This is a genomic window from Cellulomonas sp. APG4 (assembly GCF_009996735.1).
In the GTDB taxonomy this organism is placed as follows: domain Bacteria; phylum Actinomycetota; class Actinomycetes; order Actinomycetales; family Cellulomonadaceae; genus Actinotalea.
In genome coordinates this window covers 40,999-59,441 of record NZ_JAACYI010000019.1, presented here as the reverse complement: position 1 = coordinate 59,441, position 18,443 = coordinate 40,999, and the positions used below count along the sequence as shown (strand labels likewise).

22 protein-coding genes and 1 tRNA gene are annotated in these 18,443 nt (G+C 70.9%); 13 read left to right on the top strand and 10 right to left on the bottom strand.

Features of this window, described 5'->3' with window-relative positions; translation table 11 throughout:
• Positions 1–76: 76 nt before the first annotated feature.
• The 5 genes from GXB85_RS13725 to GXB85_RS18930 all read left to right on the top strand — a co-directional run bounded on the left by GXB85_RS13725 (position 77) and on the right by GXB85_RS18930 (position 4,249).
• Positions 77–637: a TetR family transcriptional regulator gene (locus GXB85_RS13725; protein ID WP_161918226.1), complete on the top strand. Its 561-nt coding sequence runs from the start codon at positions 77–79 to the stop codon at positions 635–637.
• Positions 634–1,380 (top strand): ABC transporter ATP-binding protein, encoded by a 747-nt coding sequence (locus GXB85_RS13720; protein ID WP_161918225.1) that lies wholly within the window; start codon positions 634–636, stop codon positions 1,378–1,380. Before GXB85_RS13725 ends, GXB85_RS13720 begins: the two co-directional genes overlap by 4 nt.
• Complete coding sequence (locus GXB85_RS13715; RefSeq protein ID WP_161918224.1) at positions 1,377–2,144, top strand: ABC transporter permease; 768 nt, start codon at positions 1,377–1,379, stop codon at positions 2,142–2,144. Before GXB85_RS13720 ends, GXB85_RS13715 begins: the two co-directional genes overlap by 4 nt.
• Positions 2,145–2,716: 572 nt before the next feature.
• Positions 2,717–2,787, top strand: a tRNA-Gly gene (locus GXB85_RS13710).
• Between the two features lie 109 nt (positions 2,788–2,896).
• A complete protein-coding gene (locus GXB85_RS18930) occupies positions 2,897–4,249 on the top strand; it encodes a tyrosine-type recombinase/integrase (protein WP_161918223.1) in 1,353 nt (450 codons plus the stop codon).
• A 10-nt stretch (positions 4,250–4,259) separates the two neighbouring features.
• Here the strand turns inward: GXB85_RS18930 and GXB85_RS13700 are convergent, their stop codons facing one another.
• Positions 4,260–4,583: a helix-turn-helix domain-containing protein gene (locus tag GXB85_RS13700; RefSeq protein WP_161918222.1), complete on the bottom strand. Its 324-nt coding sequence runs from the start codon at positions 4,581–4,583 to the stop codon at positions 4,260–4,262.
• Positions 4,584–5,002: 419 nt separating this feature from the next.
• Here GXB85_RS13700 and GXB85_RS13695 point away from each other — a divergent pair, with 419 nt between their 5' ends.
• Entirely contained in the window at positions 5,003–5,377 is a 375-nt protein-coding gene (locus GXB85_RS13695) for a hypothetical protein (RefSeq protein WP_161918221.1), read from the top strand.
• Positions 5,370–5,747, top strand: coding sequence for a hypothetical protein (locus tag GXB85_RS13690; RefSeq protein ID WP_161918220.1), 378 nt, complete (start codon positions 5,370–5,372; stop codon positions 5,745–5,747). Before GXB85_RS13695 ends, GXB85_RS13690 begins: the two co-directional genes overlap by 8 nt.
• Positions 5,748–5,824: 77 nt before the next feature.
• Here the strand turns inward: GXB85_RS13690 and GXB85_RS13685 are convergent, their stop codons facing one another.
• The 9 genes from GXB85_RS13685 to GXB85_RS13645 all read right to left on the bottom strand — a co-directional run bounded on the left by GXB85_RS13685 (position 5,825) and on the right by GXB85_RS13645 (position 13,014).
• A complete protein-coding gene (locus GXB85_RS13685; protein WP_161918219.1) occupies positions 5,825–6,076 on the bottom strand; it encodes a hypothetical protein in 252 nt (83 codons plus the stop codon).
• 29 nt (positions 6,077–6,105) lie between these two features.
• Positions 6,106–7,506, bottom strand: a complete 1,401-nt coding sequence (locus GXB85_RS13680; RefSeq protein WP_161918218.1) for a DnaB-like helicase C-terminal domain-containing protein — start codon at positions 7,504–7,506, stop codon at positions 6,106–6,108.
• Entirely contained in the window at positions 7,503–8,021 is a 519-nt protein-coding gene (locus GXB85_RS13675; RefSeq protein ID WP_161918217.1) for a hypothetical protein, read from the bottom strand. Before GXB85_RS13675 ends, GXB85_RS13680 begins: the two co-directional genes overlap by 4 nt.
• On the bottom strand, positions 8,018–8,191 hold the full coding sequence (locus GXB85_RS13670) for an AlpA family transcriptional regulator (protein ID WP_202627970.1): 174 nt from the start codon (positions 8,189–8,191) through the stop codon (positions 8,018–8,020). The genes GXB85_RS13675 and GXB85_RS13670 overlap by 4 nt, the downstream gene beginning before the upstream one ends.
• 184 nt (positions 8,192–8,375) lie before the next feature.
• On the bottom strand, positions 8,376–9,221 hold the full coding sequence (locus GXB85_RS13665; protein ID WP_161918215.1) for a hypothetical protein: 846 nt from the start codon (positions 9,219–9,221) through the stop codon (positions 8,376–8,378).
• Positions 9,222–9,507: 286 nt separating this feature from the next.
• The gene (locus tag GXB85_RS13660) at positions 9,508–9,843 is read right to left on the bottom strand and encodes a helix-turn-helix domain-containing protein (RefSeq protein WP_161918214.1); all 336 of its coding nucleotides are present in this window, start codon (positions 9,841–9,843) and stop codon (positions 9,508–9,510) included.
• A 494-nt stretch (positions 9,844–10,337) separates the two neighbouring features.
• A complete protein-coding gene (locus GXB85_RS13655) occupies positions 10,338–10,751 on the bottom strand; it encodes a hypothetical protein (RefSeq protein WP_161918213.1) in 414 nt (137 codons plus the stop codon).
• Between the two features lie 196 nt (positions 10,752–10,947).
• Entirely contained in the window at positions 10,948–11,211 is a 264-nt protein-coding gene (locus GXB85_RS13650; RefSeq protein WP_161918212.1) for a hypothetical protein, read from the bottom strand.
• A 432-nt stretch (positions 11,212–11,643) separates the two neighbouring features.
• The gene (locus tag GXB85_RS13645; RefSeq protein ID WP_161918211.1) at positions 11,644–13,014 is read right to left on the bottom strand and encodes a hypothetical protein; all 1,371 of its coding nucleotides are present in this window, start codon (positions 13,012–13,014) and stop codon (positions 11,644–11,646) included.
• A 1,528-nt stretch (positions 13,015–14,542) separates the two neighbouring features.
• On the opposite strand from GXB85_RS13645, the gene GXB85_RS13640 reads away from it, so the two are divergent.
• The 6 genes from GXB85_RS13640 (at position 14,543) to GXB85_RS17890 (ending at position 18,400) form a co-directional block, all read left to right on the top strand.
• Positions 14,543–14,836, top strand: a complete 294-nt coding sequence (locus GXB85_RS13640; protein WP_161918210.1) for a hypothetical protein — start codon at positions 14,543–14,545, stop codon at positions 14,834–14,836.
• A 73-nt stretch (positions 14,837–14,909) separates the two neighbouring features.
• On the top strand, positions 14,910–15,284 hold the full coding sequence (locus GXB85_RS13635) for a hypothetical protein (protein ID WP_161918209.1): 375 nt from the start codon (positions 14,910–14,912) through the stop codon (positions 15,282–15,284).
• A gap of 589 nt (positions 15,285–15,873) precedes the next feature.
• A complete protein-coding gene (locus GXB85_RS13630; RefSeq protein WP_161918208.1) occupies positions 15,874–16,863 on the top strand; it encodes a hypothetical protein in 990 nt (329 codons plus the stop codon).
• A complete protein-coding gene (locus GXB85_RS13625) occupies positions 16,860–17,135 on the top strand; it encodes a hypothetical protein (RefSeq protein WP_161918207.1) in 276 nt (91 codons plus the stop codon). The genes GXB85_RS13630 and GXB85_RS13625 overlap by 4 nt, the downstream gene beginning before the upstream one ends.
• A gap of 290 nt (positions 17,136–17,425) precedes the next feature.
• Positions 17,426–18,028, top strand: coding sequence for a hypothetical protein (locus tag GXB85_RS13620; RefSeq protein ID WP_161918206.1), 603 nt, complete (start codon positions 17,426–17,428; stop codon positions 18,026–18,028).
• 66 nt (positions 18,029–18,094) lie between these two features.
• On the top strand, positions 18,095–18,400 hold the full coding sequence (locus GXB85_RS17890) for a hypothetical protein (RefSeq protein WP_202627969.1): 306 nt from the start codon (positions 18,095–18,097) through the stop codon (positions 18,398–18,400).
• Positions 18,401–18,443 lie beyond the last annotated feature (43 nt).

Sequence of the window (18,443 nt, the reverse complement as noted above, 5' to 3'; positions counted from 1 at the left end):
GCGCGCGAGGTCGCGGTGCGGGGCGGTGGCCGCGCGTGCGTGGACACGCGTTGTGTTAGTGACTAACGTTCACGACATGGGCACCCGATCCGACCGCACGCGCGCCGCGCTCCAGCAGGCGGCGCTCGCGCTCGTCGCCGAGCAGGGCTTCGACGCGACCACGGTCGAGCAGATCGCGCGCGCCGCGGGCGTCTCGCACATGACGTTCTTCCGTCACTTCCCCACCAAGGAGGCGGTGCTGCTCGACGACCCGTACGACCCGGTGATCGCCGAGACCGTGCGCGCCCAGCCGCGCGACCTGCCGGCCCTCGAGCGCGTGCGGCGCGGGCTGCTCGCGGCGTGGTCGGCGCTCCCGGAACCCGAGGACGCCGCGACGCGCGTGCGGGTGCGCATCGTCGCGGGGCACGCCGGGCTGCGCGCGCGTGCGCGGGAGAACAACCAGCGCACCGAGGACGTGCTGGTCGAGGCTCTGGCGGCCGACGGCGTGGCTCGGCTCGAGGCGCGCGTGGCGGCGGGCGCGTGCCTCGGCGCGCTCATGGCCGCACTGCTCGACTGGGGCGCCGACGACGGCGGCCCCGGGCTGGGTGAGCGCGTGACGGTCGCGTTGGGACTGCTCGGGCCGGACGGCGCGCCGTGAGCGCCGGCGGAGAGGTGCTGCTGCGGGTCTCGGGCGTGCGGCGCAGCTTCGGGCCCGAGCACGCCGTCGCCGGGGTCGACCTGACCGTGCGGGCCGGGGAGGTCCACGCGCTCGTCGGGCTCAACGGCGCGGGCAAGACGACGCTCATGCGGCTCATGCTCGGGATGCTGCGCCCCGACGCCGGGTCAGTACGCCTCGGCGAGGTGGACGTGCGGGACCTGCCCGCCCACGCCTGGGGCGCCGTCGGGCACCTGATCGAGACACCGTTCGCGTACGGGGAGCTCACGGTCGACGAGACCCTGTACGCCGCGGCGAGGCTGCGCGGGCTCGACCGCGCCGAGGCACGCGAGGCCGTGCGGGCCGTGGTCGACGAGCTCGACCTGGGGCACTGGGCACGCCGTCGGGCACGCAACCTGTCGCTCGGGAACCGGCAGCGCCTGGGCCTCGCGTGCGCGGTGCTGCACCGGCCGCGGCTGCTGGTGCTGGACGAGCCGTCGAACGGGCTGGACCCCGCGGGCGTGCTGCGTGTGCGGCGCCACCTGGTGCGGGCCGCGGAGGCCGGTGCGGGAGTGTTGGTCTCGAGCCATCACCTCGACGAGATGGCGCGCATGGCGCACCGGATCACCGTGCTGCACCGGGGGCGGGTGATCGGTGCTCTTCCGCCCGGGGGCGTGGACCTGGAGCAGCAGTTCCTCGCGATGGTCTACGCGGCCGAGGGGCTCGATGCGGAGGTGGCGCGATGAGGGCGGCGCTCGAGGTCGAGGCACTCAAGCTGCGCAGGTCGGGGGCCGCGCGGATCGCGGCGCTCGTGCTGCTGCTCGCGGTCCCGGGTGCGGCCGCCGGGTTCCTCGCCGCGGCGCGGATGCGTGGCGACAGCATGCTGGCCGCCAAGGTCGAGGGCCTCGTGATCGGCGAGGGGTGGACGGCGCTGCTCGGGCTCGTGGGGCAGCTGCTGTCGGTGGCCGTGCTGCTGGCCGTGGGCGTGGTGGTCGCGTGGTCGTTCGGGCGCGAGCACGTGGACGGCACGTTCGGGGCGCTGTTCGCGCTTCCGACGGCGCGGCGGGACGTCGCCCTGGCGAAGACGGCGGTGCTCGTGGCGTGGGGGCTGGTGCTGTCCGTGGGCGCGGTGGCGGTGACGGCGCTCCTGGGGCTGACGCTCGGGCTCGGGACGCCCGGGGCGGACGCAGCCGGGGCCGCGGGGCGCGCCGTCGTCGTCGGGGTGCCGTCCGTGCTGCTCGCCCTGCCGCTCGGGTGGGTCGCGGGCGTGGGGCGCGGGTACCTGCCGGCGATCGGGGCGCTGCTGGGGCTGGTCGTGGTGACGCAGGTGGTGACCGTGCTGGGCGCGGGTGCGTGGTTCCCGTGGGCTGCGCCGGGCATGTGGTCCGGCATGGGTGGGGCCGAGCTCGCGGCAACGGTCACGCCCGTGCAGCTGCTGCTCGCGGTGCCGGTGGGCGCGGTCGCGACGTGGGCGACGGCGGCGTGGTGGGCGCGGGCCGAGGTGCGCTGACGGGGACCGGCGCGTCCACTGGCGCTCCCGGGCACAGCAAAGGCCCCTCGGAGTAAGCGTCCGAGGGGCCTTGCTGATCGTCACCGGTCACCCACCGGCCTCCCGGTGTGCGCCGCGCTCCGGCGGTGCGACCGGACGGATGCACGGTCTCCCGCTCTCCCCCCGGCTGACGATCGACCTTCCGGTCCGTTCGGGCTCTGCGGCGCCGTCCACAGGCTCTCCGGATCTCCCCGTCGAGCTCGCCCAACGTTCTCCGGTCGGTCCTGGCGGCCGGTCCAGGCGCTGCCCCGGGTTGCCCCGGTTCGTCCTGGCTCCTGCTGCCGTGGGGTCAGTTGTAGTCCTGTCGAGGCGACGCGACAAGGGCCCTCGGGGCACCTTCTTCACGCGCTCCCGCGTGCACAGCGTCGTCCACAGGGTGAGGCGCCGAACCACCGCTGTGCACACACACCTGTGGAGACAAGATGTGGACAACTGTCGCGGAGCCGCGGCGTCGAGGCCGGAGCCGGGGGCCGTGCGACACAGGCGGGGCGGCGGGTATGCTCGTCGTCGCACGCCAGCCGTCAGGGCGTCGCGCGGGTGTAGTTCAATGGTAGAACTTCAGCTTCCCAAGCTGACAGCGCGGGTTCGATTCCCGTCACCCGCTCCGAGGCGTAGTCGCAGGTCAGCGGCTTGCCAGGTCCGTTCACTGCCTCTCATGACGACTCGACGAGGATTGCGTTGCACCATAACGCTCCATAGGCGAGGAGAGCACAGTGGCGAACAAGCGGGGCCGCAGGGGCTTCGGGACTATCCGGCAGGAGCGCTCGGGACGGTGGTCCGCGCGAGTCCCGATCCCCCACTCCGGCGGACAGCACCGCTCCCTCGGGACCTTCTCGACCAAGCGCGCAGCCGAAGACGCCCTCGCAGTCGAACGCGCGGCCATCGTCGGGGGCGCCTACGTCGACCCCGCCCGTGGACAGGTAACGGTCGCCGAGTACGGCGCGAGGTACATCGCCACCAACCGGTACCGCGACCGTTCCCGCGCACTGCAGACCCGTCTTCTTGACACGTGGATCGCTCCCCGGCACTACGCGACCGTCGGGCAAACGCAGCACCCGGTCGATCTCGGCGCCCGGCCCCTCGCTGCCGTCACCGCTGACGACGTCCGACTCTGGCACACCGCAGTCCGAGAAGAGTCGCGTCGGCGCGCCGTAGCCCGCCATGAGCGCGCTGTGCTGGCGCCCAGGCGCGTCAACGCGGCCATTCGAGAGTGGGCGGCAGCGCGGGGCGATGCCCTAGCGCCAACCGGACGCATCCCCGTGGCCGTGAGGATCGAGTGGGAAGCCACCGGCGGGCTGGCGCGTCTCGCGGTGCCTCCAAAGCCCACTGCGGGCGCGACAGAGGTTGCCCAGGCGTACCGCCTCCTGCACGCGATCCTGGAGCGCGCCGTCGACGATGGCCGGATCACGGCAAACCCCGCGCGCATCAAGGGCGCCGGCCAGGTCGCATACCTCGAGCCTGAGCCAGCGACCATTACGGAGATCCGCATCATTGCCGAGGCGATGCCGGCTCGGTACCGCGCCGCGGTGTGGCTCGCGGCAATGACTTCGCTTCGCTCCGGTGAGCTCTTCGCCCTCTCCCGGACGGACTACAACCCCGCGACGCGGAAGCTCCGAGTCGCGCGAGCGCTGGAACTCGAGGCAAGCGCTTCAGACTTCGGCGAGGTGAAAGCGACGGCGTCGCTGCGCACCGTCACGGTGCCGGACATCGCCGCAGAGCCTCTCGAGGTGCACCTGGCGACGTACACGGGTAGTCCCCCCACGTCACTGGTCTTCACGACCGCGAGCGGCGGGCTGGTCTACCCGGACCGAATCGGTAAAGCGTTCGACCGTGCGCGCGCGAAGGCCGGGCGCCCGGACCTTACGTGGCACGACCTGCGCCACACCGGTCAGAGCCTCGCGGCACGGGTGGGCGCCGGCATGAAGGAGTTGCAGGCGAGGGCTGGGCACTCAACTAGCGCCGCGGCGTCGAGATACCTGCACCTCTACGACGACGCTGATCGTCGGGTGGCCGAGAGGATGGACGTTCTCGTGCGGGAAGAACTGGCCATGCTCGACCGCGAGTAGGGGTGCGGCGTCAGGCCGCGCGCGGGAGCCAAACGTCGCGCCCGTAGCTGTCAGTAGCGGCGGGGCGGCTCGCGACCTGGGTGCAGGCGGCGATGTACCGGTCGGCGGTCGAGCGACGGACGCGGAGCGAGCGTCCGATGACGACGACGTCGAGCCGACGCTCCTCGACGAGGGTTCGAGCGGCGCGCTCGCTGATGTTGAGGTAGCCGGCGAGTTCGGCCTTCGTGAGGAGCGGATCCGGGTTCTCGACGGTGCGCGTGTCGACAGGTGCGCCAGCCAGCGCCCGTGGCGCGAGGGGGCGCGCAGGCCGCTGGGCAAAGCTCGACGTGGACATGGGAGTCACAGTACATCGACGTATAGACACCTCGCTTCGAGGTCTCCATGAATCAGCACGTACGCACGCTAGCCGCGGGGCCGGATATGTGATCTTCGTATACACATTCACCCGATCGGCCGATGCCGCCCAGAAGCGTGTGGCCCGCTGAGAACCTGTGTGCGTCATCACGCGTCCCGGCGAACTGCGGACTGCGTAGGGGCCGAGCCTGTACAGCGAGAGCCATGGGACGGCGGTGTCCGGCGCCACCTTCAGCCCCGTGCGAGTGCAGCGGTGAATCGCGGACGCCGGCCACCGGTCAGGTCTGCGTTGCGCGGCGCCAGCGACGGTGCGCAGCATCGGCTTCGCCGGTATCGGTAGTCTCGGCCAGCACGCTCGACCGGTTCTCCGAGCCACGATGAACGAGCCACCCAAGAGGGATGACCGTGACGCTTCTGCTCACCACCGAAGCCGCAGCCTCCGAGGCGATCCCTGCGATCTTCACCAACGAGTGGTGGTCGGAGTTCACCCGCTCACCCGGTCTCGCGGGGGTACTCGCCGTCATCGCCGCATTCGTGGCCTACCGCGGCGCGACCAGCACGGCGAAGCTCAACGCCGCGGCTAGCCGGGAGGGCAAGCGTCGAGACCGTTGGTGGGCGATGTACTTGTGGTTCCTCGGCGAGCAAAGACATGTCGAGCAGGACCGTGCGACGATGATGCTGGAAGCGTTGGGGAACGACGCGGAGACCGACTTCGAGAAGACGCTGGTCGCAGCAGCGAGCGACGCGTACCTCAAGGAGGACGAGGGTGGCTGACCTGCCGACACCTCCCCGCCGCCCTACGTCTCGGCCGGTCGACGAGTTGCAGGCGTGGGCCGAGCAGCTCGGGGGGTTCCTTAGGATTACCTACGAACCAGAAGCCCCCATCCGCGTCTTCTTCGGGGCAACACGCGAGGCGGAGCGCGATCAGCAACGGATGAACGAGCTGCGGGCGCGGTTCGCCAGCGATCTGCGCCAACTGGTCTCTACTGAGAGTCGACGGCTGGCGCAGCCAGCCCCACTGAGTCCAGACAACCGTGACCGGCTGACCGCGCTCCGTGACCGGTTGGACAGCGAAGTCCGAGAGAGCCTTGAGCGCAGACGGCGCGCGCCGTACGGCAACAAGCCCAACTTGACACCGAAGTGAGCAGCCGCCGCGTGCCGTGGGTGCTGACCATCGTCATCCGGGAGGAGAGCTGAAGGTGCCTGGTCCTTCGTCAGCCTTCATGCTGCTTCGCGGTACTCCGCCCGGTCCGGCATGAAGTCGTTCGCGACCGCGCCGTGCAGAGCGAGGACGCGTAGGAGTTCCGCGCTCTCGCGCAGTTGCACATGCTCCTCGTTGGGCGTCAACGACCGCCAACCCGTGGCCTCGCGAACGTCGCGGCACAGAACCGTCCGCGTGTCGTCCACGGTCCACCCCGTGGCCTCGCTGAGCGCGCGGATCGAGCCGCGGTTCCGGATCGCGAACGTGGTCACGTCTCGCGCCGACAGGCGCCGTGGGGCGCTCATGCTGCGTGCCCGAGTGCGCGGCTGTGCCCCATCGTGGGGTCGTTGAAACCGGTGACGCGGTAGAGGTGCATCCGCGCCGCCACGACGGCCGTGCCAGTCTGTCCGCGCCGGTGCTTCGCGACGATGACGTCCATCTCACCGGCGCGCGGCGTCTCCGGCTCGAAGACCTCCTCGCGGTGCAGAAGCAGGATCACGTCGGCGTCCTGCTCGAAGGTGGACGAGCCGGCCAGGTCGGTCTTCTGCGGCCGCTTGTCGGGTCGATCGGCGTACCTACGGTTCAGCTGTGAGAGCAGCACAATCGGCACCCTGAGGCGACGGGCGAGGATCTTCAACCCACGGGTGAGCGCTGCGAGCTGCGCTCGGGTGTCGTGGCGTGTGTCATCCATGTCGACGATGAGGCCGGCGTAGTCGATGGTGATGAGAGCCAGATCCCCGCCGTGGAGGCGCTTCACGCGTGCCGCCTCTGCGGCGATCTTCCCGAGCGTGACCTCGGTGTCGTCGTTGACGTGCCATGGAGCGTCCACCAGCCGGTCAGCCGCCTTCGCGATCTTGGCCCAGTCGCCCTCGCAGAGGGTCTTCTGGTCGTCGCCGTCGGAGCGGCGCCGGATGGCGGTGAACTTCCGGGAGTTGATCTCTGCGAGGTCCGCGATCATGCGGGTCGTGATCTCGTCACGATCGACCTCTAGGGTGAATGAGAGCACTGGGCGCTTGCACGTGACTGCGGCGTGGCGAACGAACGCCTGGGCGATCACGGTCTTCCCGACGCCCGGAGCCGCGCCCACGATGACGAGCTTGCCCGGGGCAAGCCCACCGATGATGTCGTCAAGCGGCTCCAGGCCGGTCTCAACGCCAGCTGCCTCGTCGGAGTCGAGCCGTTCGAGAGTGCCCTCAAGGGTGTTGCCAATGGCCGGGGAGGCGTCCTCCCCGAAGCCCGCCTGGACGGTGAGCAGGGTGTCGATCGCTGAGGCGATGAGTTCATCCTGCTCAGTAGCAGTCAGCGCCGCTGCACCGGCCTGCGCGAGCTGAGCTCCCAGGCACTCCAGTGCCCAACCTCTGGCGGCCGGGACAAGCTCGCGCGCCTTGAACGCCGCGGCCGAGGCGACGACCGCCGTCTCGAGGCACGTGAACAGGTAGGTCCCGCCGCCGCTCGGGTCGAGCAGGCCCCTTCGCATCAGCTCGGAAGCGACAGCGACCGCGTCAGCCTTCTCGCCCCTGTCTGCAACCGCCAGGATCGCGTCGTAGATCGCCTGGTGCTGGGGCTTGCGGAACTGCAGACCCTCCAGGATTGGGCGGACCTCGTCGATCGCCGCTGCACTCGTCATGCACGCGCCGAGAACGTAGCGCTCGTTCTCCTCGAGCACGTCCCGATCCCACTGGTTGTCGGCTCGCTCGCTCATGACTGGGGCTCCTCTCGGGCTGCTCGGAGGGCGCGGATGTGTGCGAGGACGTCGCTGCGGCCGTACCTCGCTTCCTGGTCGGCTGCAGGTTGGAGGGCCGCAACGCCGACGGCGTCACAGGCTGTCTGCCACGCGTGTGCGGTGTCGGCGCCGTTGAAGATCGCGAGGCGGTACGCCCGCTCCCACGTGATGACACGGGTGGTGTCGTTGGCGATCACGTCCGGGGGTGCTGGCAGGTTCAGGGCGGTTGGGTCGATGCGGCGGCGCTTCTCGGCGACCCAGGCGTCGAGCAGGTCGCGTTGGTTGGTGTCGCGTCGCTTGCCGTCCGCGCCGTACTGCGCGGGGCGCCGCAGCGTGTCCTTGACCCACTGGTACGCCCAGTCGTCGGGTGCGTCGTGCATAAGGTCGGCGAAGACGAGGATGCGGTTCTTGTGGCTGTCGGCGTCGAGCTGCGGCACGAACGAGGCCACCGAGTCGAGAAGTTGGAGGACCTTCGCTGCACCTTCCGGGGTCACTTGACCTCACCTGCCTGTCGGGTGCCATCGAGCCAGGCGTCCACCTCGGTGAGCCGCCAGCGGAGGGAGCCGGCGACCTTGAACGCGGGCGGTCCCTGCCGGTGGGCGCGCCAGCCGCGGACGGTTTCGACGGAGACGTTCAAATAGGCGGCGAGGTCGTCGATCGTCATCAGGGGATCGGGCTGTCGGGTCTGACGCATCGTGCTGTCCTTCGGGTTGTGTGCGGCGGGGTGCCGCGTCTGTCTATAGAAGACCTTGTATAGACACCAGGGTCAATGGCTAACGGTCGAGATCGACCAAGATTCCGATAGCACACACGGATGGGTGTGCCCGGAGGAGGGTTCAGAGCGCCGGCTAGGCCGTCTCGCCCAGGCCCGCGAGAAAGGACGGGTCGCTGTAGAGCGACGCCGACGTGATCGGGCGCGCGGCACCGACGCGCCCGGAACGCTTCGTCCCGGACCCCGTGACAGGCGCGGCGACGTCCGCCTTGTCGGGCACCTTCCTCACGGTCCGCTGCGCCGAATCAGGCGACAGACGCATCCGGCTCGGCAGGCGACGCAGCGCCGGCATCAACTGGTCCATCTCCTCGGTGATCACCGGGCGACCCCCGCGCCACTGCACGGCAGGCGCTGGTGTCGGCACCACGGGCGTGCCGCTAAGCTCACCAGCCGCGTCCAGCAAGAGGACGGCGGTCTCGACGTCGACCGGCCACCAGTGCGGCCGCGCCGCGCCGCCATAGTCGGCGACGTACTCGAGCCGCACCTTGCGGAGCAGCAGCCGCGCCGTCTCTGCAGGCGTGGCAGGCTCGTGGTGCTCAACCGTCCGGGCATAAGCACCTGTGGCCCGGTCCAGCATCTTCGCGTCAGGCATGACCCCGTCGATGTCGATGACTGGGATCCGGTAGTGGGCGACGTGCTTGGTCACGTCCTGTACCGCGCGCGCAAGAGCAAGGGCCCCCTCAAGCATCTTCGCGAGGGTGTCGTACGCCCACTTCTTCGGTCCTGTGCCGTCGGCCTCGAACTTGGCCGTCGCGCAACCCCACGCACGGGCGCACTCCCGGTGCAGGTCGAACCGCTTCAGCGCGGCCTTCCACTCCCGCTCGGTGTACCAGCCACGCTCGGCGTGAGGTGCGCCCGACCGCACTGCGCTTACGTCCGCGGGGTCCTCGACCGGGCGGTAGCGGGCGAACTCCCAGACCATGGTCGACCGCGGGAAGGGGCAGCGGTACCGGGAATCGTGGATGAGGTCGATGCTCTTGACCGGGTCGCCACCCGGGTGGGGGAACGCGGTGTCGTACTCGTGCACCCACTCAGCGAACGCTGTGACGTAGTCGTGACCGCTGCGCGGCATCTCGGGACGGATGAGCGGGCTGAGATGCAGGAGGGCGTGGGCGAGTTGGCTGCTCATGCTAGGGTTGCTCCAGTCATTGTTGGTGGAGCGACTGCCCGGCCTGCCAGGGTCGTAGGGGCAGTCGCTTCGCTGTTTCTCACGCCGCGTCGCGTCGTGCGGTGTGCGCCTTGAGGACGCGCACGACCCATTGCCGGGTGCATCCGGCTGCTCGCGCGATCTCGGTGCGGGGGATCCCAGCAAGACCGGCACGGATCATGAGGTGCCGGTGTGCGGCATCGGCCTGCGCCTTCGCTTCGGTGGCGCGGTGGAGCCTGCCCAGGAGGTCCTCGCGGATCTCGTGCGCGTACAGCCGGTCAACGATGCCGTCGAAGTGGGCGTCGAGGTCGGTGACGAGCTCGTCGACGGTCTTGCCCCGCTCGCTGGCAAGGGTCTCGAGGCGGCGTGCCAGCGCTTGCGCGGACGCGGTTCCCATCGGCCTGTCCTTCGCTCGGTGATGTGTACGGCACCACACTACCCTCCTGTATAGACAGCCCGGACGGGAACCACAGTCCCCGCGCGTGAACCTGAGTGGTCGCCCTCCCCAAGCTTGGGGAGGCGAGTCCCCAAAGTCGGGGAGGCAAGTCCCCAAACTTGGGGAGCCGAGTCCACAAGTTCGGGGAGCTAAGAGTCTGCAAGAGAGTCTTTGTAGAGGCTGATGAGAGGTGGCGGCGGCTGAGTGGGCGGAACTCACACCTCGAGCGGTTCTCACCGGCGTGCTGACGCACGCAACATCACTGTCATCCTTGAAGGACACGCAGGCGTGCACGTCCGGGAGGCACGGGGCCGTGCCTTCGAGCGTGGAGGCGCCAGGCGCTTCCTGACTTTGGGAGTGCGGGGACACCGGTGTCAGCCAGAAACTCTGGGTGCACCCTTCAGGGCGGGCGGACCCAACTCCCGTCTGGAGCGCAACTAAGGGGACGCCCAGTTTCAGTCGTCGGCGGTGACGCGCTCACCCGTAGCGAGGTCGACCTCGATGGCCTTGGGCACCCGGCGGGGCGGGATGGCGCGCAGCCTCGAGCCCGGAACCGAATCCGCGTACTCCCGCAGGGCGTCCTCGATGACCGAGGTGACGGTGCGTCCCTCCATCTCGGCCTTCGCCCGGACGCGCATGAGGAGTCGGGCCGGTAGCCGGTGCGCGGACTGGATGCGGGTGTCCGGGGCGGGGAGTTCGGTGGGAGCACTGAGGGAGGTGAGTCGCCGCCCGTGGGCGACCTGGACGCGGGCGAGGCGGCGGGCGACGCCGAGGGCTTCGTCGTCGGTGATGGGTGCGCCGCCGCGGCGCATGGGGAGGGGGCCGTCCTCGCCTGGCAGCTGGCTGCTGGTGGTGGTGTCGGCGCTCATGCCAGCGATCATACGCTGTGTAGACACGGACGGGGCCCGCCGTTCGGGTGGCCAGCGCCAACGTGGCCTCTGCGGTCGCGGCTCGTAGAGACGATTCGCCCGCAGGCAGGGGTTTCAGGGTGCGTGGGCACGCGAAAGTGCGTCAGAGCGGCCAGGACGGGCTGTGGCGGCCCGTTTCGAGGCTGGGGAGTGGCGCTCAGAGCGAGCGGCGCAGCGCGAGCAACTGCGGGTCCAGCCAGGTCCGCATGCCCACCATCAAGCCGGCCGCGTCGATGATGTCGGCGAGGTCGTCAGGGTGCGCTCCGCCACGGCGGAGCTCCATCACGCACTCGATGATGGTGGTCGCAGTCGCTGTGTGGGCGTCGACCTCGTGGAGGGCGCACCAGCTGAGCCACGTGCCGGCCGCGGACTGCACCCGTGCCCGTAGTGGTTCAGGGAGTGGTGTGGGCGGGGTGGTCACGCCACGACCGTAGCGTGGGGTGGGGACGTCACAGGGGAGCGTGCCTCTTTGCCTCATCATGGGGCGAGCCAGGGTGAACCCATTACGTAACGTGGCTTGTCGGCGACTAACGGGCGTCCCCGCCAGGTGTGGTCAGAGAGGCGCCGACCCCGCGTCACCCCGGCCGGCCTGGTCGACGCGGAGCTGGGCCATCACCGCGAGCACCGTCGCGCGGATCGCCTCCACGTCCGGCACGGCACCAGCACGCTCGAGCCCGTCGGGCGTGTGTGCGCCTCCCACGCGGCGGTCGCGTCAACCAGGCGCAGGTACACGGCGGCTTCGCGCGGGTCGCGCAGCCAGGCAGCAGCCGCTTCGGCGACGCGCTGGGCGAGCACGTCAGAGCGGGCGTCCCTGGTCATGGTCGCACCGTAGCGGCCTGCTGCCCTTCGGACCTCAGGCGGCCGGGGACGCGGACTTCTCGTAGTAGTCCAGCCAAACCTTGCGCATGGCCGCAGGCGCGTCTGCGATGACCTTCTGCCGCTCGATCGTGAGCCGCAGCAGGCGCGGCACGTCCTCGGGGTCCAGGCCGTCCAGGCGCACGGGCAGCTCCGGTTCGGGCGTGGTGGTGACAGGCTCCGACGGCGGCGTGGGCGGTTGTGGGGCTGCGGGCGGCGCTGCACTGGTTACCGGCGGAGCGGCGGGCCGGTGCGGAGGCTGGGGGGGTGCCACGGGTGGCACAGGTGCGGCCAGCTTCACGACGGGCCGCTTGGGCCGTGGGGTCCCGTTCGTGCGGGGTCGCTCGAGCTTCGCGGCCGCGGCGACGGCGGCCGAGGTGTCTCGCACCTTCCACGCTCGTGCCATCTCGTCGTCCGGGACGACCTCCGCGCGCATCTGCAGGGGCGGTGCCGTCGAGGTCATGAGGTGCTTGCGTTCGGAGGCGGGCAGGGCCACGAGGTCGCCGATCTGCGCGCGCTCACTGGTGACGCGCTGCAGGTACACCGCGCCGCGGGGCATCGCCCCGGCCCGCTTGGGCGCCCACGCATAGGTGTCGTCCGGGCCGCCGTGCTGCCACGTGGCGCCGTCGCGCTCGGCGGCGTCGATGATGCGTTCCCACGCCCTCGGGTTGCTGATGATCCACGCTTGGTCGATTTCGGCGGCCCGGTAGGCCGAGATCACGGCGTGATAGGTGGCAACAGGCTTGCATGCCCGCTCGACTTCGAGGACCAGTTCGTACCCGCCCCGGATGAGGACGCCGTCGGGGTAGTGCGCGCGGCGCAAGTTTGCCTTGGTGTCCTCCTCGAGGATCACGGACCACCATCGGTCGGCGGGGGTGGTCCGGTACCGCTTGCCGGTTTCGTCGGTGCGGTAGATCCGCTCATCCGCACGTTCGGTCGCTCTGACCTCGCGCTCCGTGTGGTACATCCAGCCCCAGCGAGCTGCCCAGGTATAGACCCCGGCGCACGCCAGGGTGTGATCGACCCGACCCATACCCTCGACGGGGGCGAGCTGGGGCTGCCTGCCCGATCCCGGCATCGCTGGAATGACCCGGTCGATGAACTTGTGCCCTGCCTGGGTGGTGTACCAGACGACCGAGGGGGCGGCGACGTCGGGGGTGCCGTCACGGCCGATGCCGCGCACGGTGACCGGCTCCGAGGCCGCCCACTCCCGCTTCGCCAGCTTGGACATCGTGCTCGCGAGGTACTTGGGCGATGCACCGGTGGCGAGCTGGATGTGGTGCATCCGCGCGTACCCGGCGCGGGCGAGGTACAGCAGGATCGTGCGCTCGAGTGCGTTGGGTCCGGGTGTGGGGCTGGTGGTGCGCATCGGTGTGCTCCTCGAGGTCGCAGACGGTCACGATCTAGTCGCTGTCTATACAGTCTACGTACTGCGGTGCACAGTGGAAGAGGAGCCCACCGAGGGGCCGACGAAGGTACCGACAGAGGTCACACAGAGGGGCTCGCCCCCTCTGTCGGGCCCTCCGTGCGCGCCCGAGAACGCCCCCCGCCACCCCAGCGAACTCCCCCTTTCGTAGACCTTCTGTTGGGGAGAGGGCCTTCAGTCGGTACGGGGCTACCTCGCCGGGGTGCGTGACGTTGCGTTGCGTGTCGCGCGGCTCGGGCGTCTCGTTCCGGGTCGGGTTGTGTGGGTGGGGTCGGTCGGCCCAAGGCCGGAACCACCCGCCTCGCTGCGCTCGGCGTATGGCCGCCGGCCAAGGGCCTCCCTTGCTGGGGTGGTGGGTCCGGTCGCCAACGGTCGAACCACCCGCCTCGCTGGCGCTCGGCGTATGGCCGCGACCGAAGGCTCCCTGCCGTTCGGGGTGGTCGGGTTGGTGCGGTAGATGGCGCTAGCTCTCCCTGTGCTGGGGTTGGGTAACCGTGCCGGGTGGGCGAGGGGCGTTCCGTGGCGTCGTGGTCCGGTCAGGGGTGGCGGGTGCCGTACCGCGAGGGGCGTAGGTGACCCCGACGCGCGGCGCGTGACCACCCGGCGTGCCGGTGGCTTGTCGGGTGCACTTCGGTGAGCCGCCCTACGGTCGGGTTGGGCTACGGGAAATGCGGGGCCGGCACTGCCCGCCCTGCCGCAGTCGAGCGGTCAAGGTTGCGTCGCAGGCCCGCCAGGGCCGTCGCGATGTAACCGACCGCGGAGGTGACATGACCGAAGAACCCAGCCATGAGTCGTAGACCCAGCCATGCACGAGCAGGGCAGGTGACCGAGGTCAGGCGCCCTAGCGCCTAGACCGAGGGCACCGCCCGCGACCGCACCCGTTCTCGCAGAACCCGGCCACGGTCCACGACCCCAACCTGCCCTTCCAGCAGAGCGAGGCGAACCCCTCCACGACAGCGCCCCCTGGGGCGCGACTCGTGGAGGGGTGAGACTCGCGGGCCCAACCCCCTGCTCGACCCGTCCGCGTCGTTCGATGCGGTGCGAACCGCCGGCCCGTAGCGATGCGGCGACGGCACCCGTAGGGGTACAGCAATCAGCTGCCGGAAGACCCGCGGACCTCGGTCAACCAGCCACCCCACGGGACACTGCGATGCGGCGGGCAGCAAATCTGGGGTACTTGGTCTTCCGCCGAACAACCATGCCCAAGCCCACCACGACAGCTGGGACGTCGCTGCAAGAGAACGCGGCGCCGGCTCACCCGCCAACGCAACCCAGCACCTAGGCCGACGCTGGGCCGGGGGCGGGGCGGCCGCTGCAGTCGGTCCGCCCGCCGCGCCGCTGTCCGGCCGCCCGCTCGGGCCTCCCCCAGCCCCGGGTGGACTGCCGTCATGACGGCACCCTTGGGGACGCCCGATTCTCCGGCCCCGTGCCGTCGTCCACCCCTCTTCGAACCGTCGCGATGATGGTCACCATGAGCACCCAGCAGAACGCCGACGCCGCCGCCCTTCTCGACGCCCTCGCCCGGCTCCTCGAACACCCTGCCCTCCCCCACGAGCTCGTTACTGACCTCGCTGAGGCCCTCGGTGACACCGGCGGCGCCCGATACGGCCTCGTCGACGGGGTACCGCTCGGGGCGCACCACGTCGCCGAGCTCGCACGGGAGCATGCCGCCCGCCTCCGGGGTAGTGGCTGGGTTGAACGAGCCCGTGAGGACGCCGGGGCAGCGTCCGACGAGGACCTGAACGCCGCCGCCGACGCCTGGTGACGACGAGAAGGGACACGGAAACCCCCAGGTCAGGCGCGCGCGACGCCACACGCACCGCGCTACCGTCACTCCCATGACCGACCCGTGGGAGCCAGGGAGCGCCGCTGAGGTAGCTGCGGCGGCCGCCGAACTCGGAGCAACCGCGGCCCAGGAGCTCGACGCGTTCCCCTGGGTGATCGCCGGGAACGTCGACGGCGCCAGCTGGTCGTTACGGGAACGCGCCGGCATCTACGAGATCCACCTCGAGCTCGGGGATGGCGACCAGGTACTCCTGCGCACCGGCAGCGAGGTCGAGCTGCCCACCCCGAGGGCTGCTGTGCGCCTCGCGATCGCGACCGTCCGCACGCACCTACGCCAAGCCGCCTGCACCCATGACGGGGTGCCCGCGGGCGCGTTGTGGTGCCCGTGGTGCGGGACGCCCACGACCGACCCCGCCCTGCCCGTCTGAGCTACGGGCATGCGCGCCGGCCTGCTCTGGGTGAGCTCGACTGCGACAGGCGCGCGCAGGCGTCCAGGGCGCCGTGACTCGGCTGCGCACCCCTGCTCATGCGCACTTCCTCGGCGAGCACCCGCGCACCCGCCCACGGCCGCTCGTTGAGCACCCGGTCAGGCTGCGCGCCCCGGTGCTCTGAGCGGCCCGTGTGCGCACCCGGCTGCCCCCCGTGAGCACGCCGCGCTGCGCACCGGCCGCACCGCACACCCGCCCTGTGCGCACCGTCACCTGCTGCGCAGCGTGCGTGTGCGCACCCCGGTGAGCGGTCCCACGCTGCTCGTTGAGCACCCCGCCGCCCGCTCACGTGAGCAGTACGCGCACCCCTGCGTGAGCGGCCCGGTGAGCAGGTGTGAGCACCCGTGATGAGCGGGCGTGCGCACCGTGGTGAGCGGCCCTTGAGCGGGCCGGTGAGCACCCGTGGTGAGCGGGGTTGAGCGGGGTTGGTGAGCACCCGCGGGCGGGGACCGGTGCGCTGTGCATCTCTGCCGGTAGCGTCGACACCAGTCATACAGAACTGTTGGACGTTTCTAGAGAGGGGGCCGCGATGAGCGCCGCCCAGACACCCGCCCCAGCCAAGCTCAACCCCGACACCCGCCGCGGCGTGTGGCTCGCGCTCGTGCTCCTCGCCGTCGTCGTCACCCCGAGCTTCGCGATGAGCGCCGAGGCGCTCGTTGCGACTGCCCGCGAGTTCGCCCACCCGACCCTCGCGTGGGGCGCGTTCATCGCGTACGACGTCGCGCTCGTAGCGTTCAGCTTCGTCGCGTCGATCTACCGCCAGCGGGGTGAGCGGGCCCTCGTCGTCCTCGCCTGGCTCGGCATCGCTGTCCTGACCGGCCTGTCCGTGTGGGTGAACCACGCGCACGCGGTCGCGACCGGAGCGTCCGTCGCCGCAGCGGTCATGGCCGCGTCTTTCCCTTCCCTGGTGCTGTTCGGCACGTTCCTGACCGAGCGGGTTCTCATCGCGTCACCCGCCCAGGTCGCCGCCGCCGCCACACGTGCCGCCGAGCACGAAGCAGCCGAAGCCGCCGCTCACCGCCAGCGGCAGCAGGCGCTCCTTGATGACGCCGCCGCTGCACGGGTCGCCCAGGCGAAGGCGGACGCTGAGGCCGAGGCGGCGATCGCGCGCATCCGCGCGCGGGCTGACGCGGAGTCCGAGCTCGCCGCTCTGGAAGCCGCGGCACGGGTCGCCGAGCGCCGCGCAGCCGCGCAGGACGCGATCACCGAGCACACCTCGGCCGAGAACCCTGCCCCGCAGCCCGTTCCAGCGCCTGTGGCCGCACCGGCCGCCGTGGGGGCACCGGCCGCACCCCCGACACCCCCAGGGCCTCCTACGGCCCCTGTGGTCGATGACGCGGCCCGTGATGCGGAGGTGCTCCGGCTCGTCGAGCAGGGCATGACGGACTCGGCGATCAGCCGGCTACCGGGGATGCCGAGTCGTGCGACCGTCGGGCGTGTCCGCGCGCGCGCCGCGGCTGCCGCTGAGGCCCCGACCGGTGGGGACGCCCAGGCAACGCTTGAGCTGGTGTCGGCATGAGCCCCGCCGCGAAGAGCACCCCGAACCCGAACGTCGAGCCCGGCCCGGGCGGGCTCTACACGATCAGGATGCTGGCGGAGCGCCTTGGCCTGAGCGTCAGCACGATGCGCGGATACGTGCACGCCCACCCGCGCCCGGCCTGGCTGCCCGAACCCGAGCGGGTCGGCACCCAGCTGGTGTGGACGGCGGAAGCGCTCGAGCAGGCGCGGATCGACACCGCGCGTCCTCGCCCGGGTCGCCCCAGCCGCACGAAGGCGCCCACCACCCCCTGAACAGCCAGCGCGGGGCCCTGCTGCACCCGGAAACCGGACCGGGGGCCATCCCCTGACCGGGGTCTCGCGCTGGCGCTGGCACGCGTGTCGAGCTGGGCGAGCGAGTTCGGGCGTCCCTGGGCGCCGTTCCTGTGCGGCAGTCCGGCGGCTCTTGCCGCCACCGGCGGTTCTGTACCTGCCTTCACCTAGGCTGTGTCTATACAAGCCCTGAGAGGAAGAGGTGCCCCGTGACTCCCCTCGCCGCCCGGATCTACAGCTGCCTCGCCGTCCTCGCGATCGCCGTCCCCGGCATGGTCGCCGCCGCCGCCCACCACCTCAGCGCCAGGATCGACGAGCACCACGCAGCGTCATGGTTCGACCCATGCATCACCGCGATCGCGGACGATGTCCTCAGCCACCTCAACCTGTCGGGCATCGAGGTACGCGTCAGTGAACTCGAAGCTGGTACAGGCGGGTCCGTGCGGGCCACCCAGCCGCGCGTCATCGTCATGAGCGCGACTTCGGCTTCCGGGTGCGCACACCCCGACACGACCGTCGGCGACATCGACGAACAGATGCGCCCGTACAGGGACTTCCTCGCGTCGACGCTCGCCCACGAGGCCGCGCACGTCGCCCAGAATGACCTGGTCGGGCGCCCCGAGGCCCCTGTCCGGCAGCTGCTGTTCGCCCCTGTTGTCGATCGGCGGGTCGAGCGTCTCGCCAGGGCCCTTGGCGGTACGCGCACCAACACCGCGGGTGTCTCGGTCAGCGCGCTCGAGCGCAGCGCGGACTGCGCCGCCGAGGCGTACGGGTACGCGACGTTCCCCGGCCTGGGCTACGACGTCGAGTGCACTGACGCCGACCTCGCCGCGACGGTCGCCGTGATCGAGGGTCGCTGGCCCACCACCCCTTGACCGCCGTCGGCGGCAGCGTATGGGCCGTCACTTACCATGTGTATAGACACAATCGAAGGAGCTGACATGGCAACGACCGCAACGACCGCAACGACCGCAACGACCGCAACGACCGCAACGACCGCAACGGCCGCAACGACCGCAACCCTGCTCACCGAGGACCTCGACGCCCTCACCGACCTCAACAGCCGGTACCGCACCGCGCAGGCGCACGCTGACCAGCTCCGCCTCGAACGTGGCGCCCTTCTCGCCCGCTTGCGTGAGGACCGGCGCTACACGCTCGAGGCCCTCGCCGACGCGGTCGGTGAACCGCTCACCACGGCGCGCCGGCACATGCGAACCGCCACCCGCGTCATGACCCCCCAGCCCTAACACCCATCCCCACCCTCGACTCGCCCCACCCACCACCTCCGGG